This window comes from Streptomyces sp. NPDC033221 (assembly GCF_055577005.1).
Window position 1 is genome coordinate 151,924 of sequence record NZ_JBVIQN010000003.1, and the last position, 16,620, is coordinate 168,543.

The window sequence follows — 16,620 nt, forward strand, 5'->3', positions numbered from 1 at the left end:
CTTGGGATAGCAAAGGTCGGGGTGAACCTATCGGCGCGGCAACGGTCCCACCAGCCCCTTCTTTGCACAGGGGGCCGGCGGACCGTCGTCGCGGCGGTCGTTCAGGCCGCCACGGGCTCCTCCTCGCCCGTGAACGTGCGCCACAGTTCGGCGTAGCGGCCACCGGCGGCCAGGAGTTGGGCGTGGGTGCCGTCCTCGGCGACCCGGCCGTGGGCGAGGACCACGACCCGGTCGGCGCGGGCCGCGGTGGTCAGGCGGTGCGCGACGACGAGCGTCGTACGGCGCCCGGACAGCCGGTCCGTGGCCTCGTTGACGGCGGCCTCGGTGGCCAGGTCGAGCGCGGCGGTGGCCTCGTCGAGCAACAGGATGTCGGGGTCGACGAGTTCGGCGCGGGCGAGCGCGAGCAGTTGGCGCTGGCCGGCGGAAAGGTTTCGGCCGCGTTCGGCGACCTCGTGGAGGTAGCCGCCGTCGAGCCCGGCGATCATGTCGTGCGCGCCGACCGCGCGGGCCGCGGCCTCCACCTCGGCGTCGGTGGCGTCCGGCCGCCCGTACGCGATGGCGTCCCGGACCGTACCGGCGAACAGGTAGGACTCCTGCGGTACGACGCCGAGGCGGTGCCGATATCCGGTGAGGTCCAGTTCGCGCAGGTCCGTGCCGTCGACGCGGACGGTGCCCGCGGTCGGGTCGTAGAAGCGTGCCACCAGCTTGACCAAGGTGGACTTGCCGGCGCCGGTCTCGCCGACGAACGCGACGGTTTGCCCGGCGGGGATGGTCAGGTCGATACCGGAAAGCGCTGTGACGTCGGAGGTGTGGAAGGTGTGAGAGACACCAGGGGTTTTGGAGTCGGCGCTGGAACCAGAGACTGGCTCGGCACCGGAGCCCACCCCATCGCCAGCAGCCGTCCCGGCACCGGCAGCCATCCCGGCACCGGCCGTCTCAGCCCCGCTGTACCGGAAGTGCACGTCCTCGAAAGTGATCTCGCCCGCCAGCTCGCGCACCGGGCGCGGGTTTTCGGCCTCGGGCGTGGTGGTCGGTTCGCGCAACAGTTCCTGGATGCGGCCGAGCGAGACGGCTGCTTGCTGGTAACTGTCGAAGACCTGCGAGAGCTGCTGTACGGGGGCGAAGAACAGGTCGATGTAGAGCAGGTAGGCGACCAGTGCGCCTGCCGTGAGGGTGCCTTCGTTCACCCGGCCGGCGCCGACGATCAGGATGAGCGCCGCGGCGACGGAGGACAGCAGTTGGACGAACGGGAAGTAGACCGAGATCAGGAACTGACCGCGGACGCGCGCCGCGCGGTAGGCGTGGCTGCGTTCCGCGAACCGGTCGGCGCCGCTGCGCTCGCGGCGGAAGGCCTGCACGATGCGCAGTCCGGCGACGCTCTCCTGGAGGTCGCCGTTGACGACGCTGATGCGCTCTCGTGCGAGTTCGTAAGCCTTCACGCTCTGTTTGCGGAAGAAATACGTACCAATGATCAGCGGAGGCAGGGTGGCGAAGACGACCAGGGCCAACTGGACGTCGATGACCAGGAGCGCGACGAGGATGCCGAAGAAGGTCAGTACCGAGACGACGGCGGTGACCAGGCCGGTCTGCAGGAACGTGGACAGGGCGTCCACGTCCGTCGTCATCCGGGTCATAATCTTGCCGGTCAGCTCGCGCTCGTAGTAGTCGAGACCGAGGCGCTGGAGCTGCGCGAAAATTTTGACGCGCAGCGAGTAGAGGACGCGTTCGCCGGTACGCCCGGTCATCCGGTTCGAGCCGATTTGGGCCGCCCACTGGGCGAGTACGACGAACAGGGCGAGGCCGGCGGCCGTCCAGACGCCCGCGAGCTGCGCGCGCCGTACGCCGTCGTCGATGCCATGGCGGATGAGGACCGGGAGCAGCAGTCCGGCCACCGCGTCCACCGCGACAAGTGCGAGAGCGATGGCGAGCGGGCCGCCGAAACCGCGCAGGAGCCGACGCAGGCCGTAGGACTTCTCGGGGCGGGCGGCCCGTTCTTCGTCGATGTCGGGGGTGTCCGTCGCGGGCGGGAGGGCAGCGACCTGGGCGAGGATTTCGGGGGACGCGGCCGTACCGGACACGGCTGTACCGGACGCGGCGGTGGCTTCGGCGCCGGTGGTTCCGGCGTCCGTGCCGGATGCTCCGTCGGCGCGTGTCCACAGGTGCGGGGTGATGCCGTTGACGCGGTGGTCAGGGGCTTCTGTGGACGGAACGGTGCCGGAGCCAACCGTGCCCGGGCGCTCCAGCAAGCCGCTCGCTGCGGCTTCGCCGCCGAAGCCCAGGTGCTCAACGGAGGCCTGCGCGGCGCCGGGCCGGGCGGATTCTTCCTCCGCGCCCGCCGGGTCGCGTTCGGTTCCGCCCAGCTCGTCCGGGTCGGTCAGCAGCCGACGGTACAGCTCGCAGCGGCTTTCCAGCTCCTCGCGCGTACCGATGTCGACCAGCCGGCCGCCGTCCAGTACGGCGACGCGGTCGGCGAGGGCGAGGGTGGAGGCCCGGTGGGCGATCAGCAGCGTCGTACGGCCCGCCATCACCCCGCGCAGCGCCTCGTGGATCTCGTGCTCGACGCGGGCGTCGACGGCGGAGGTCGCGTCGTCCAGGACCAGCAGCCGCGGATCGGTGAGAATCGCGCGCGCCAGCGCGACCCGCTGACGCTGGCCGCCGGACAGAGTCAGGCCCTGCTCGCCGACCTCGGTGTCGTAGCCGTCCGGCAGGGCGGATATGAAGCCGTCGGCCTGTGCGGCACGCGCGGCGATACGTATCTGCTCGTCGGTGGCGTCCGGTGTTCCGTAGGCGATGTTGTCGCGCAAGGAGTCGGAAAACAGGAAGCTGTTCTCCGGTACGAGGCCGATGGCCGCGCGCAGCGACGCGAGGCTCAGATCGCGTACGTCGTGGCCGCCCACCAGGACCCGGCCCGCGGTCGCGTCGTAAAAACGCGGCAGCAGCAGCGAGACGGTGGATTTGCCGCTGCCGGACGTACCGACGACGGCGACGGTCTCGCCGGGCTCGATGCGCAGCGAGAAGTCCTCCAGGACGGGCCGCCCGTTGCCGTAACCGAAGGAGACGTGCTCGAACTCGACAGTGGCCGGCGCGTCGGCGGGCAGTTCGAGCGCGTCCCGGCGCTCCTCGATCATCGGCTCGGTGTCGACGAGTTCGAAGACCCGCTCCACGCCGGCCCGCGCCTGCTGTCCGACGGTCAGCATCATCGCGAGCATCCGCACCGGCGCGACCAGCTGTGCGAGGTAGGTGGAGAAGGCGACGAAGGTGCCGAGGGTGATCTGTCCGTTGGTGGCCAGCCAGCCGCCCAGCGCCAGCATGGCGACCTGCCCGAGGGAGGGCACGGCCTGGAGGGCGGGGGTGTAGCGGGCGTTGAGCCGTACGGTACGGAGCCGGCCGGCGAAGAGGCGGCGGCTGACCGTACGCAGTTTGCCGGTCTCCTGCTCCTCCTGGCCGAAGCCCTTGACGACGCGGACGCCGGACACCGCGCCGTCGACGACGCCCGCGACGGCGGCGGCCTGCCCTTGCGCGTACCAGGTGGCGGGGTAGAGCCGCTTACGGCTGCGCTGGGCGATGAACCACAGGGCGGGGGCGACGGCGAGCGCGACGACGGTGAGCAGCGGGGAGAGCATCACCATCACGACCAGCGAGATCGCGAAGAGCAGTACGTTCCCGATCATCATCGGCAGCATGAACAGCAGGCTCTGGATGAGCTGCAGGTCGCTGGTGGCGCGGCCGACGACCTGCCCGGTGCTCAGTTCGTCCTGCCGGTGCCCGTCCAGCCGCGCTATCGACCGGAACATCCGGGTGCGCAGGTCGTGCTGCACGTCGAGCGCCAGCCGTCCGCCGTAGTAGCGGCGTACGTACGTCAGCGCGTAGACGGCGAGAGCCGCGACGACCAGCAGGGTCGCCCACGGCGCGAGCGAGCGCTGGTGGCTGACGATCACATCGTCGATGATCAGCTTCGGGATGAGCGGCACGAGGGCCATCACCCCCATTCCGGCGAGTGACGAGCCGAGCGCGAGCAGTACGTCCTTCTTGTACTGCCAGCACAGGCGCGTCAGCCGCCGCGCCCAGCCTGCGCCCTTTTCCGCTGGACCGCTCCCCGTCCCCGTCACGCACTGCCTCCCGCGTCTCGTCGTTCACCAGGAGGCTGCAACGCCATGGGCAGCGGATTTCATTCCGTTGCAACATTCGGGGACGGGAAAATACTTGACGGCGGCAACGGTCAGCGGCCGCCGGGGCGCACCGTCAGGCTGTAGAGGCGCGTGATCTGCTTCGGGCTTTCGTTGTCGTCGCTGACCAGGAGGAGACGAATCCGGCCGCCGGGTGCGCGGCCGGTGATCGCCATGCCCTCGATGTTGTCCAGCAGCGGATTGCGCTGCGGCTGGTGGGCAGGGGCGCCCAAGGAGGGGCAGGCGCCGAGGTCGGCGAGAAGCTGCTTGTGAGCGGGGCGTACGGCCTTGCCGCCGGGCAGCTTCGCGACGCCGCTGACATCACTCGTCCGGCGCGGGTCAGCAAGGTAGAGGCGCACGGTGTTGCCGACGCCGGCGGTGAAGCCGCGTTCCAGGACGAGCAGCCGGCCGTCGGGAAGCGCGGCGATTTCGGAGACGCCCAGGCCGGTGTCCACCGGATAGGCGTACTGCTTGCTCAGCCGGTACGGCGCGGGGCGGGACCCGCCGCCCTGCCGCTGCCAGGTCTGGAAGCGCAGCAGGGGGCGGCCGGCGGCGTCCTTGCCGTCGCCGCTGAGCTGTCCCTCCATGGCGGCGGTCAGCGTGCCGCCGCCGGGCTTGAGCGCGAGGCCCTCGAAGGTCTGGTTGGCCTGGGCTCGGCCGGCCGGTTCGACCCGTAGTGCGCCGGGGAGGGGCAGCCGGCCTAGGAGCGCGCCGGAACGGTCGTAACGCCGTACGGAAGGCTCGGTCTCCGACGAGACGAGGTAGCTCCCGCCCGGTTCGACGGCCAGGCCCTCGGCGTCCAGGGCGGCGCCCTTCTCGTCGATGATCTTGGCTGTGCGTAGCGGCCGGTGGCTGTGTCCGTGCAGGCCGATCAGTACGGAACGGTCGGAGAGGGCGGCGAGGGAACCGTCGGTGTCGCGGGCGAGTGCGGACAGGTTGCCGACGAAAGTGCCCTGATAGGTGGTTTTGTCGAGGACGTCGGAGTAGCGGTCGAGGGAGACGGACGGGGAGCAGGGATGACCGTCTGCGCCCGAGGGACGGTCGTTCTGTCCCGAGGCCTGCCCCGAGTCCTGACCCGACGCCCGGCCCGCTGTCCGGCCCGATGCCCCGCCCGAAGTCTGGCCGTCCGTGGCCGATGGGGCACCGCTCTTGTTCGTACGTGCCGAGGCGGCGAATGTTCCCGGGCCCGCGGCGGTCGCGGCGGTCCGGCCCGCAGTGGCCGAGGCGGCCCGTTCCGCGGCGATCGTTGCTGCCGGGTCCGGGGCCGCCGGCGCCCCCTCGGCGCACGCCGTGAAACAGCCGGCGGCCAGCACTGCGGCGGTGACATGGACAACCGCGGAACGTACGTGCACGAGGGGTCCTCCCGTTCGTCGACGCCCGGGGGCGGGCGCGCCCCCGGGTGCGGGCAGGCCCCGACGCGGGCACGCCCCAGTGTCGCCCCTTCCCCTCAGCGGCGCGCCGCGAGCACCCTTCGGACAATCGGTCCCGCCGCGTCGCCGCCGTGGCCACCCTGCTGGACGACGGCGGCCGCCGCGGCGTCGTTTCGGTAGCCGAGGAACCAACTGTTGGCGTCGCCCTGGCCGTCGGCCTCCGCCGAACCGGTCTTCGCGCCGATGTCACCGCCGAGGCCGGCCATCGCCTGCGCGCCGGTGCCGCTCACGGCCGTACGCCGCATCATGGCCCGCAGTTGCGCGGCGACCGAGGAGGGCAGTGCGCGGCTCGCGCGGGCGACCTGCCGGTCGTCCAGTCCCGGCGAGACCAGGACGGGCTGGGAGAAGTAACCGGCCTTGGCGGTGGCCGCGACGGACGCCATGTTCAGCGGGTTGGCCTGAATGCGGCCCTGGCCGATGAGCGCCGCCGGGGTGTCCGCGCCGTCGCTCTGCGGCACGCTGCCGTCGAACGTCGGTATCCCGACCTTCCAGTCCTTGCCGAGTCCGAAGACGTCCATGGCCTCACTGCTCAGGTCCGTGCCCGAGAGGCGGTCGGCCATGCCGATGAACGCGGTGTTGCAGGAACGCGCGAAACTGTCGGAGAACGTACCGCCGTTGATCGAAAACATGCCCTGGTTATGGAAGGAGCGTCCGCCCGCCGAGGCGTACTGCGGGCAGTCCACGCTCTTGCCCGCGGAGACCAGGCCCTTCTCCATCAGCATCGCGGCCGTGACGACCTTCATCGTGGAGCCGGGCGCCAGCCGGCCCTGGAAGGCCGCGTTGAACTGGTCCGTGCGGTGATTGGCCACCGCGAGGATGTCTCCGCTGCCCGGCTTGACCACGACGACCGACGCCTCGCGGTAATCCTTGACCGCCGCCTCGGCCGCACGCTGCACGTTCGCGTCCAGCGTCGTCCGAAGCGTTCCTTCTCGGCCCTTGACGATGGTGTGCAGCGTTTTGCCCGGCTCGCCGCCCTCGCTGACGACGCGCACTTCGATGCCCTGAACGCCGCCCGCCTTCTCTCCGTAGCTCTCCCGGAGGGCGGGCAGGATGGTGCCGAGCGACGGGAGTTCCGCGGCGTCCAGCGCGGTGCCGGTGCGGTCGACCGCCTTGACGGGCGGCGCGCCGCCGGAGCCGGTCTGCAGGCTCTCGCCGCGCCGCAGGTCGGGGTGGACCACGGTGGGCTGCCAGTCGATCAGGGCCTTGCCGGTGGTCTTGCCGCGTACGACGCGCAGCTCGGAGTCGTACGCCCACGTCGAATGTTCCGCCCCGCCCTTGCCCACCGACAGTTCGGCGGTGACGTGGAAGGGGACCTTCGCGCCGTCGCTCTGCCCGGCCTCGAAGGCGACCTTCGACACCCGCGCCTCGTCGTGGAAGCCGGTGAGTGCCTGGCGCGCGCCCGCGGCGTTGTCCGTGAGGAGGGCGGCGGTCTCGGTGTCGCCCTTGCTCCACGCGGCGAGGAAGTCACGTGCGGTGTCGCGCACCTCTTCCTCGGTCGGTGGACCGGTCTGTCTGGATGCGCTCGTACCGGCCGTTGCCCCGGACGTTCCGGGATCGCCGTCGGCGAATGCCTCGTAGACGTTGTACGCGCCCACTCCGGCCACACCCACCATCGCGACGAAGACCCCGCCGACCACGTACTTCACACCCGTACGCACAGTTCCCCTCCCAGGTCAGACACACCGTGCGTGTCCGGACACTATGTGACGGAAGCGGTCACAGATGTCTCGTTCAGGGGACGGATTGGTCACTTTCGGTCCGGACACGTGCCCGGATCAGTGACCGGACCAGTGACGGACCGGCGGCCGGGCCAGCGATCGGCCCAGCGACCGGACCAGCCGCTGCGCCAGGACAAGAAGGCCCAGATCGACACGTCGTCGACCTGGGCCATTCCGAGGGAAGCGCTGAACCGCTGATCCGATGTGGGCTACTGCTTGGCCGCCGGGTCCGCGGCCTTCTGCACCGTCAGCTCCGCGAGCCCCGGGCGCTGACCGTCCTTCGCCGCTTCGGCGCCGCGCACCGTGAGCCGTACATAGCGTGCCGTTGTACGCCCGTCGTACCCGGTGCCGTACCAGTGCTTGCCGTCCGTCGACACCTGCGCCACGTACGAGGCCGGCCGGCCGCCCTTCCAGCGCGGCGTAATCTGTCCGATTCGCGAAGACTTTCCAAGGTCGACGGTCAGGGTGCCGTCGGGACCGTTCGGCACCCAGGAGGTGGCCGCGTTGCCGTCCACCGCGGCGCCCGCGTACATACCGGGCTCCTCCGACGTGGCCTGCGCTGCGCCGCACCGGGCCGCGTTGTCCGTCGCCGCGAGGTCGGGGCGGCGGGTCTTGAGCGTCAGGGGCGCGCCGCGGCTCACCACGCGCTCCCCCTCCGGCGACTCGACGCGCATCGGCGCGCCGGCCGTCAGCCGTACCGTCGTGCTGTGCGCGCCGATCTCCACGTCGTACGTACGTCCCTGCCAGCGCAGCCCGCGCAGCGTGACGCCGTCGGACAGCTGCGGCGGCAGTGTCGGGTCCAGGTGCACCCGGTCCTCGCGCATCCGCATTCCGGTCAGCCCGTTGGTGAAGGTCTGCAGGAAACCGCCCTTGCCGGTGAGGAAGTCCTGCGCGGGCGATCCGGCGTGCGGGTCGCCGGCGCCGGCCTTGTCGCCGCGCGCCTCGGAGAACTGGTGGAAGGCGCCGCGGACGAACGGCTTGATGGAACGCATCATGTACGTGTACGTCGAGCAGCCCGGCTCACCGGCTCCGGCGGCGGCGACGGCGTGCACCGAGTCGGTCATGGCCGGGCCGTCCGGGTCGGTGAGTCCGGCGTAGTGGTCCAGCGTGTTGACCTTGGCGCGCTGCGACATCGGCCATTCCAGCGGGTACTGGAGCAGCACGGTGTCGGCCTGCTTGATCATCGTGTTCTTGTATCCGTCGTACTGCTTGAAGACGTCGTTCTTCTTGTCGTACGGGATACGGATGCGGTCGGCGATGTCCTTCCACGCGGCGGGGGCCTGCTGCCCGAGGAGTTCGGCGGCGTGGCCGGCGTTGCGCAGCGCGGTGACGGCGCCGGCGTTGGTGAAGACTCCGTCGTTGACGCCGTTGCTGTACTCGTCGGGCCCGGCGACGTTCTTGATCGAGTAGCTGCCGTCGGCGTAACGGGTGACGCGCGAGGCCCAGAATTCCGCGATGCCCTTCATCACCGGCCAGCCGCGTTCGCGCAGCCAGGCGGTGTCCTTGGTGGCGAGGTAGTACTGCCAGGCGGCCAGGGAAACGTCGCCCATCAGGTGATTCTGGGTCTTGCAGTGCGGCGGGTCCCAGCTGTGGCACTCGTTCCACAGATCACCCTTGCTGCCGCTGGTCCATGGGTAGAACAGGCCCTTGTAGCCCAGCTTCTTCGCGTTCGCGGCGGCTCCGGCCCGGGTTTCGTAGCGGTAGTCCACGATGGACTTGGCCAGGTCGGGGTGGGCGGCCAGCAGTCCCGGGTACATCCAGGTCTCGGCGTCCCAGAAGATCTCGCCCGCGTAGTTGTCGCTGCTCAGTCCGGCCGGGCTGATGCTGTTGCGGCTGTCGGCGCGGGTGCTGGACAGCAGGCCGTACTGTGCCGCGCGCACCCACGACTGCAGGTCGCGCCCGCTGCGTCCCTTCACCTCGACGTCGCTGCGCCACAGTTTCTGCCACGCGGCGGCGTGCTTCCGGTACAGGGCGTCCCAGCCCCGGCCGGCCGCCTGCCGCGCGGCATCGTTCGCGGCGGCGCGCGGAGTACGGGAAGTGAGGGCGGTGTCGACGCCGACGTACTTGGTCAGCTCATAGGAGCGACCGGCTTGCACCGGAAAGGAGACGCTCTGCTGGTTGCTGAGACTCTTTGCCGCGCCCGCGCGCTTCGTGGTCATGTGCTGCGAGCGGACCTGGGAGCCGGGGCGCAGCGTCGAGGCGACCGCGCCGTCCGTTTTCGTGCCGTCTGTACGGAAGGCCACGTCCATCGTCCGGCCGTCCGGCCGCGCGCCGCCGCCGGTCTGTGTCATACGGCGCGCGCCGCGCCCGTCGAGGCGGTCGGTGACGGTGGCGCGGCCGCCCCAGTGCGGCGTCATGCGCAGTCGTACGGCGCCGGTGTGTGCGCTGGTGCGGTCCGCGAGCACGTCGTACACGAGGTCGGTGGCGCGGCCGTCGGCGGCTGTCCATGTCAGTGACGTACGGACCAGGCCGCAGCGGATGAACTGCGTCTGGCGGTAGTTCGAGATGCGGCCTGCCGGGGTGGCTGAGTCGAAGGTCTGCGGGCGGTCGCCGGCGGCGGTGACGTCGAGGCCGGTCCAGGTGGGGAGCGCGGCGATGGCCTGGCGGCCCTTGAGGTTCTCCGGGCCGCGCGCGTACAGGCCGGAAACGAAGGACCCGTCGTAGCGCGGTGTCTTCAGCGGCCAGCCGGTCGTCTCGCCGGGAGCCGTGTATCCGGCGCCGTTGGGAGCTATTCGCTGGCCGAGGTAGCCGTTGCCGACGAAGGCGTGGTGGCCGTCCTTGGGGTCGATGCGGGTGGCGGTGGGGGTCCAGCCGTTGCCGTCGTCCGTGGCGGAACGTTCCGCCGTTGGGGGCTGCGTGCTGGATCGTTTCGCCCCGGAGGGCCGCGCGGTGAAACGGTCCAGGTCCTGCGGCGCGCAGGAGGCCTGGGACGACTGGTCGGGCTGGGCTGACCGGGCGGCGGCCTGCGCCGTCGCTGCGCCCGATGGCGGAGTGGATGCCGACGCCGATGCCGGTGGCAGCGTCGTGACGAGGGCCCCCGCGAGGAGCGGGGCGATCAGTTTGGCCGAGTGAGTCATCGGTCTCCGTCGCAAGTGTCCATCCGATGCGGCCGTGCGCTCAGCACCACGAACCACATCAAGAACATCACCAACAAACGCCCCAAAAGCATCGGAGCGCCCCACCCGCCACATGACGGAGTTCACAGGATCGCGGGCCGATTGGTCAATAGCCCTCTTCATACGGCACACTTTTAGACTGACCAGTCAGAACAAAGGAGGGGCCGTGGACACCACCCGCCAGGGGGCGGCGGTCAACGCCAGGGGAATCGGAGTGAAAGGCCCGCGGGGGTGGGCGTTCAGAGACGTCCACATCACCGCGGACCCGGGGTCACTGATCGCCGTCGAGGGCCCGTCGGGCTCCGGCCGCACCTGCCTCCTACTGGCGCTCACCGGCCGCATGCAGCTCGCCGAGGGCCACGCCACCGTCGCCGGCTTCCCCCTGCCCAAGCGCATGGGAACGGTGCGCAGCCTGACCGCCATCGCGCACGTCCCCGGGGTCGCCGACCTGGAACCGGCCCTGACCGCAGGGGAACACCTGGAAGAGCAGGCCCTGTTGGGCCACCGGATGGCCGGCTCGCTCGGCGCCCGGCTGCCCTGGGGCCGCCGTTACAAGGAGGCGACGCGGGCCCGCGTCGAGGCGGCACTGGCCGCCGTCGGCCTCGACCCCGCCACCTTGCCCAAGGGACTGCGCACCGCCGTACGGGACTTGGAGCGCATCGAGGCGCTGCGGCTGTCGGTCGCCCTGGCCGTCATGCACGGCCCGCGACTGGTGGCCATCGACGACGTCGACCTCAAACTCTCCGCGGACGAGCGTTCCCAGGTCTGGCAGATGCTGCGCGACCTGGCCCTGAACGGCACGACGGTGGTGGCCTCGGCCAGCACCGCCCCGGACGACGCGATCGTCGTACGGACCACGCCGGCGGCCGCGGAATCCGCCGCCTCCCCCACCCCCACTTCGACCACCGGCCCGTCCGGTACGACCGACACCCACGAGGAGGAAGCAGCCCATGCGCTCGCCGAAGCTCGCCGCGCTTGAGCTCAAGCGCTTCGGCAGGGGCAAGCTCCCCCGGCTGGGCCTCGTCGCCCTGATGCTGATCCCCCTGCTGTACGGCGCGCTGTACCTGTTCTCGTTCTGGGACCCGTACGCGAACCTGGACAAGATCCCGGTCGCGCTCGTCAACGACGACCAGGGCGCCACCGCCGACGGCAAGAAGATCGAGGCGGGCGACCAACTCGTCAAGAACGTCAAAGACAGCAACACGTTCAACTGGGAGGAGGTCAGCTCCGCCGACGCCGCGAAGGGCGTCGAGGACGGTACGTACTACCTCTCGCTGACCGTCCCGAAGGACTTCAGCGAGCGGATCGCCTCCAGCTCCGGTGACCACCCGGAGACGGGCGCGCTCCAGGTCCGCACGAACGACGCGAACAACTACATCGTCGGCTCGATCTCCAAGACGATCTTCTCGGAAATCCGCGCGAAGACGTCGGCGAAGTCGTCGCGGGAGTTCTTCGACAAGATCTTCGTGTCGTTCTCGGATCTGCACGACCAGACCGCCAAGGCGGCGGACGGCGCCGGCAAGCTGGACGAGGGCCTGGGCAAGGCCAAGGACGGCACGGACAAGCTCGCGGACGGCCTGGGCACGGCCAAGGACAAGAATGGTGAGCTTACGGATGGGCTCGGGGAGCTGGGCAAGGGCGCGGGGACGCTGCGCGACAAGTCCGGTGAGCTGAGCCAGGGCGCGGGTGCCGTGAACAAGGGCGCCAGGGACCTCAACACGGGCCTCGGCACCGCCCAGGCGAAGGGCAAGCAGCTCAGCGACGGCGCCGGCCGGGTGGCTGCGGGCACCAAGCAGCTCGCCGACAAGGTCAACGGCATCGCCAAGCAGGATCTACCGTTCCTGAAGGCGCACAGCAAGGAGATCGCCGACAAGGCGCGCGTCGTCGCCGACCTCAGCAAGGCTCTCGACGACGACCTCGGCAAGCTGCCGGGGAACTCCGCCAAGGCTGCCGCCGAGGCACGGAAGAACGCAGAGGACGCCAAGGCCCTCTACCAGGAGAGCTGCGGTGGCGCCTCCGCCGACAAGGCCGACTGCGCGAAGCTGAAGGGCATCGCGGCAGGCACCGCACTCGCCGCCGACGCGGCGGAAAAGGTTGACGGAGTCATAGGAAAGCTGGACCTCCAGCACCTCCGTACGCAGCTCGGCGAGCTGCACAAGGGTGCCGAGCTGGTCGCCGACAAGGCCCCGGGCATCGCCGGCAATGCGGAAAGGGCGATCGGCCAGATCAACGAACTCAACGCCGGTGCCCAGAAAATCTCCCAAGGGGCCGGGCAGTTCGTCCAGGGCATCAACGCGCTCGCCGACGGCAGCGGCAAGGTGGCGGACGGTACAGGCAAGATCGCCGACGGCAACGGAAAGCTCGCCAACGGTGCCGGAAAGCTGCACGACAAGCTCGGCGACGCCAAGAACGGCTCCGGCAAGATCGGCGACGGCCTCGGCCAGCTGGAGGACGGCGCGCTCGACCTCAAGGGTGGCGTCTACAAGCTCAAGGACGGCTCCAACCAGCTCGCCGGCGGCCTGAACAGCGGTGTGGACAAGATCCCGGACTACGACAAGAAGGACCGCGACGCGCGGACCGACGTCATGTCCAACCCGGTCGAGCTCGCGTCGAAGTCGATGCACAAGGCGCCCAACTACGGCACCGGTCTCGCCCCGTACTTCATTCCGCTGTCCCTGTGGGTCGGCGCGATGGTCGCGTACATGCTGCTCGCGCCGCTCGGCAAGCGCGCGCTCGCCGCGGGGGCGCCGGGCTGGCGCATCGCGCTCGGGTCCTGGCTGCCGGCCTTCGCGATCGGCGTCGTGCAGGTGCTGGCCCTGATGGCCGTACTGCACTGGGGCCTCGGCCTGGAGATGGAACGCGCGGGGGCCACCATCGGCTTCCTGTTGCTGGCGACGGCAGCGTTCACCGCGATCATCCAGTTCTTCGGCGCGCAGTTCGGTCCGGCGGGCCGCGTACTGACCCTCGTCGTGCTGATGCTCCAGCTGACGTCGGCGGGCGGTACGTACCCGGTGCAGACCAGCCCCGGATTCTTCGGCGCGGTCCACCCGTTCCTGCCGATGAGTTACGTGGTGGACGGCCTGCGCCGGCTCATCACCGGCGGTGACCTCGGGATCGTGTGGCAGGGCTCCATCGTCCTGGCCGCGTTCACGGTCGGCGCACTGGCGCTCACGTCGCTGACCGCGCGCAGCCGGCAGGTCGTTCGGATGAAGGACCTGCACCCGGAACTGAGCCTGTGAGCGTGCGGACCGAGCACCGCGGCAGGCACGGGGGCGGCGGCGTTCGCGGCGCCGCCCCCGGCCCCGGGGCCGAAGCCGTCGCGCCGGCCCACGGTCCCCGCCGCGGCGCCACCCGGCGCAAGCTGTTCGACGCCGCGGTCACGCTCATCGCCGAACAGGGCTTCTCGGCCACCACCGTGGACGAGATCGCCGAGCGCGCCGGCGTCGCCAAGGGAACGGTCTATTACAACTTCGCCAGCAAGAACGTTCTCTATGAGGAGCTCCTGCGGAACGGCATCGACCTGCTCGCCGCCTCCCTCCAGGACGCCGCCGACCAGGCGGTACGGGCGGACGGCGGCACCCGGGTCGACGCGCTGGACGCGATGATCCGGGCGGGACTGGACTTCATCGCCGGTTCGCCCTCCCTGACCCAGCTGTACGTCGCGGAGCTGTGGCGCACGAACCGGGTCTGGCAGCCGACCCTCCAGTCCGTACGGGGCCGGGCGGTCGCCGTCGTCGAGTCCGTACTGCGGGACGCCATCGCCGTCGGCGAGCTGAGCGAGGAACTCGACGTTCCGCTGACGGCCTCCGCTCTGCTCGGGATGGTGCTGGTGGCGGCGCTGGACTGGCTGTCGTTCCAGCCGCACCGCTCGGTGGAGGACGTGCACGCCTCCCTGTCGCGGCTGCTTCAAGGACGGGTCAGCCCCATGCGCCCGCGCCCGGCCTAACATCGATTACGCGTAAACGCAGGTCAGAGCCCCGTTCTCGTATCCACCGGATGCGGGGGCGGGGCTCTCGCGCGAGACTGACCAGGGCAGGCGGCAGAAGGCAGACGAGCGCCGGGAGTGCGGCGTATGAGCAGACCATCGCGGCTCCCGTGGGTCATGAACGATCCGCTGACCCATCGCGGAACCGCCTTCACCGCCGCCGAACGCGACCGCCTGGGCCTCGTCGGCCGGCTGCCCGACGCGGTACTCACCCTGGACCAGCAGGCGCGCCGCGCGTACGAGCAGTTGTGCCGCCAGCCCGGTGACCTGGCCGCGTACATCAATCTGGAGCAGCTGCACGACCGCAACGAGGTCCTGTACTACCGGCTGCTCACCGAGCATCTGGCCGAGCTGTTGCCCATCGTCTACGACCCGACCGTGGGCGAGGCGATCAAGACGTACAGCCATGAATACCGGCGGCCTCGCGGCGTCTTCCTGTCCATCGACCGGCCGCAGGATGTGCGCCGCTCTTTCGAGGAGCTGAATCTCGGGCCGGAAGATGTGGACCTTGTGGTGGTCACGGACGCCGAGCAGATCCTTGGCATCGGCGACTGGGGCGTGCACGGTATCCAGATCTCGGTGGGCAAGCTGGCCGTCTACACGGCGGCCGCGGGCGTCGACCCCGCGCGATGCCTGCCGGTGGTCCTGGACGTCGGTACCGACAACGAGACGCTGCTCAACGATCCGCTGTATCTCGGCGTACGGCACAGCCGGGTGCGCGGCGAACGTTACGACGCCTTCGTCGCCGCGTACTTGGACACGGTCTCGACGCTGTACCCCGACGCGCTGCTGCACTTCGAGGATTTCGGCGCGGGCAACGCGCGGCGCTTTCTGGAGCGGTACGGCGAGCGCTACCGCATGTTCAACGACGACATGCAGGGCACCGGTGCGATCACGCTCGCCGCCGTCCGGTCCGCGCTGAAGATCACTGGGGTGCCGTTCCGCGAGCAGCGTGTCGTGGTGTTCGGGGCCGGTACGGCCGGGGTGGGCATCGCCGACCAACTCCGCGAGGCGATGGTCCGCGACGGCCTGGACACCGACGACGCCACCCGCCGCATCTGGCTCGTCGACCGGCCGGGACTGCTGCTGGACGACATGGACGGGCTGCGCGACTACCAGCGCGGCTATGCCCGCCCCGGCCGGGAGACCGAGAACTGGGTGGATGGCGAGGGGGATGTGGGGAGTGGCGCCGATGCGCGGGGCGGAAGTGAGGCGAGGGGCGGCAGCGATGCGCGAGACGGTATCGGTGCGCGCAACGGCATCGATCTGCTGACGACCGTACGGAACGTGCGCCCGACCGTTCTCGTCGGCACCTCGACCGTACGTGGCGCCTTCACCCGGAGGGTCGTGCAGGAGATGGCGAAGCACGTCGAGCGGCCCGTCATCTTCCCGCTCTCCAACCCGACCGAAAAGATCGAGGCCATGCCCGCTGACCTGCTGCGCTGGACCGACGGCAAGGCCCTGACGACGGCCGGCATCCCGGTGGACCCCGTGGAGATCGACGGCGTACGGCATGTCATCGGCCAGGCCAACAACGCACTCGTCTACCCGGGGCTCGGGCTGGGCGTGGTGGTGTCGCGTGCCGAGCGGCTGACGCCCGGGATGCTGCTGGCCGCTGCCGACGCGGTCGCCGGGCAGGTCGATGGCGGCGGGCCGGGAGCGCCGCTGCTGCCGCGGGTGGAAAATCTGCGTGCGTCTTCGGCGGCCGTCGCGGTCGCGGTGGTACGCGCGGCCGTTGACGAAGGAGTCGCGGGCGTGGCCCCCGACGATGTCGTACAGGCGGTGCAGGACGCGATGTGGCAGCCGGAATACGGGGAGATGCCGCGGCCGTCGTATTGACGAGCCGTCGGCCAATGGTTCTAATAGGAAAGCGTGTGCGCGTGACGTCGGCCAAAGAGCAGTGGGCCGGCCGGCAGTCGGGCGACACACCTTTCATCCAGGGACGACGCCATGAGTTCATACTCCACAGGCTGAGCCTGACATCAGCGCGCCCGGCGCGCGGCGGCGTAGCGCACGCCTTGTCCTTTTGCGCAGCCTGTGACCTGGTTCCTATTTTCACGCCTTCGATGGCCGTGACACGCAACCGGTGATTTATCCGGGCGAGGGACTTGTGCGTTGATGACCGCTGTGCGGTAACTGCCGTGCGGTGATTGCTGCACGGTGACTGCCGTGCTGCGCCGTTTTCGAGTGCGCGCTTCCCCTTCA

At 70.2% G+C, this 16,620-nt stretch carries 8 protein-coding genes; 4 read left to right on the plus strand and 4 right to left on the minus strand.

The features are described from left to right. Positions 1 to 101: 101 nt before the first annotated feature. From ACZ53K_RS04730 to ACZ53K_RS04745, 4 genes are all read right to left on the minus strand, one after another. Positions 102 to 4,109 carry an ABC transporter ATP-binding protein gene (locus ACZ53K_RS04730; protein WP_468832069.1) on the minus strand — a complete coding sequence of 1,336 codons (4,008 nt, stop codon included), beginning with the start codon at positions 4,107 to 4,109 and terminating at the stop codon, positions 102 to 104. 110 nt (positions 4,110 to 4,219) lie between these two features. After that, on the minus strand, positions 4,220 to 5,518 hold the full coding sequence (locus ACZ53K_RS04735; RefSeq protein WP_468832070.1) for an esterase-like activity of phytase family protein: 1,299 nt from the start codon (positions 5,516 to 5,518) through the stop codon (positions 4,220 to 4,222). A 95-nt stretch (positions 5,519 to 5,613) separates the two neighbouring features. Continuing rightward, positions 5,614 to 7,254 carry a penicillin-binding transpeptidase domain-containing protein gene (locus ACZ53K_RS04740; RefSeq protein ID WP_468832071.1) on the minus strand — a complete coding sequence of 547 codons (1,641 nt, stop codon included), beginning with the start codon at positions 7,252 to 7,254 and terminating at the stop codon, positions 5,614 to 5,616. A gap of 269 nt (positions 7,255 to 7,523) precedes the next feature. Then, the gene (locus ACZ53K_RS04745) at positions 7,524 to 10,391 is read right to left on the minus strand and encodes a discoidin domain-containing protein (protein ID WP_468832072.1); all 2,868 of its coding nucleotides are present in this window, start codon (positions 10,389 to 10,391) and stop codon (positions 7,524 to 7,526) included. A 205-nt stretch (positions 10,392 to 10,596) separates the two neighbouring features. On the opposite strand from ACZ53K_RS04745, the gene ACZ53K_RS04750 reads away from it, so the two are divergent. From ACZ53K_RS04750 to ACZ53K_RS04765, 4 genes are all read left to right on the plus strand, one after another. After that, positions 10,597 to 11,409 (plus strand): ATP-binding cassette domain-containing protein, encoded by an 813-nt coding sequence (locus ACZ53K_RS04750; protein ID WP_468832074.1) that lies wholly within the window; start codon positions 10,597 to 10,599, stop codon positions 11,407 to 11,409. Next, entirely contained in the window at positions 11,381 to 13,669 is a 2,289-nt protein-coding gene (locus ACZ53K_RS04755; RefSeq protein ID WP_468832075.1) for a YhgE/Pip family protein, read from the plus strand. Before ACZ53K_RS04750 ends, ACZ53K_RS04755 begins: the two co-directional genes overlap by 29 nt. Further along, positions 13,666 to 14,376 (plus strand): TetR/AcrR family transcriptional regulator, encoded by a 711-nt coding sequence (locus ACZ53K_RS04760; protein WP_468832076.1) that lies wholly within the window; start codon positions 13,666 to 13,668, stop codon positions 14,374 to 14,376. Before ACZ53K_RS04755 ends, ACZ53K_RS04760 begins: the two co-directional genes overlap by 4 nt. A 126-nt stretch (positions 14,377 to 14,502) precedes the next feature. Beyond that, positions 14,503 to 16,254 (plus strand): NAD-dependent malic enzyme, encoded by a 1,752-nt coding sequence (locus tag ACZ53K_RS04765; RefSeq protein ID WP_468832077.1) that lies wholly within the window; start codon positions 14,503 to 14,505, stop codon positions 16,252 to 16,254. Positions 16,255 to 16,620: the final 366 nt, after the last annotated feature.

What these genes read in the sequence shown, in the direction of transcription:
- ACZ53K_RS04765 (WP_468832077.1), top strand. Translation starts at nt 14,503, where the DNA reads ATGAGCAGACCATCGCGGCTCCCGTGGGTCATGAACGATCCGCTGACC.
- ACZ53K_RS04755 (WP_468832075.1), top strand. Translation starts at nt 11,381, where the DNA reads ATGCGCTCGCCGAAGCTCGCCGCGCTTGAGCTCAAGCGCTTCGGCAGG.
- ACZ53K_RS04745 (WP_468832072.1), bottom strand. Translation starts at nt 10,391, where the DNA reads ATGACTCACTCGGCCAAACTGATCGCCCCGCTCCTCGCGGGGGCCCTC.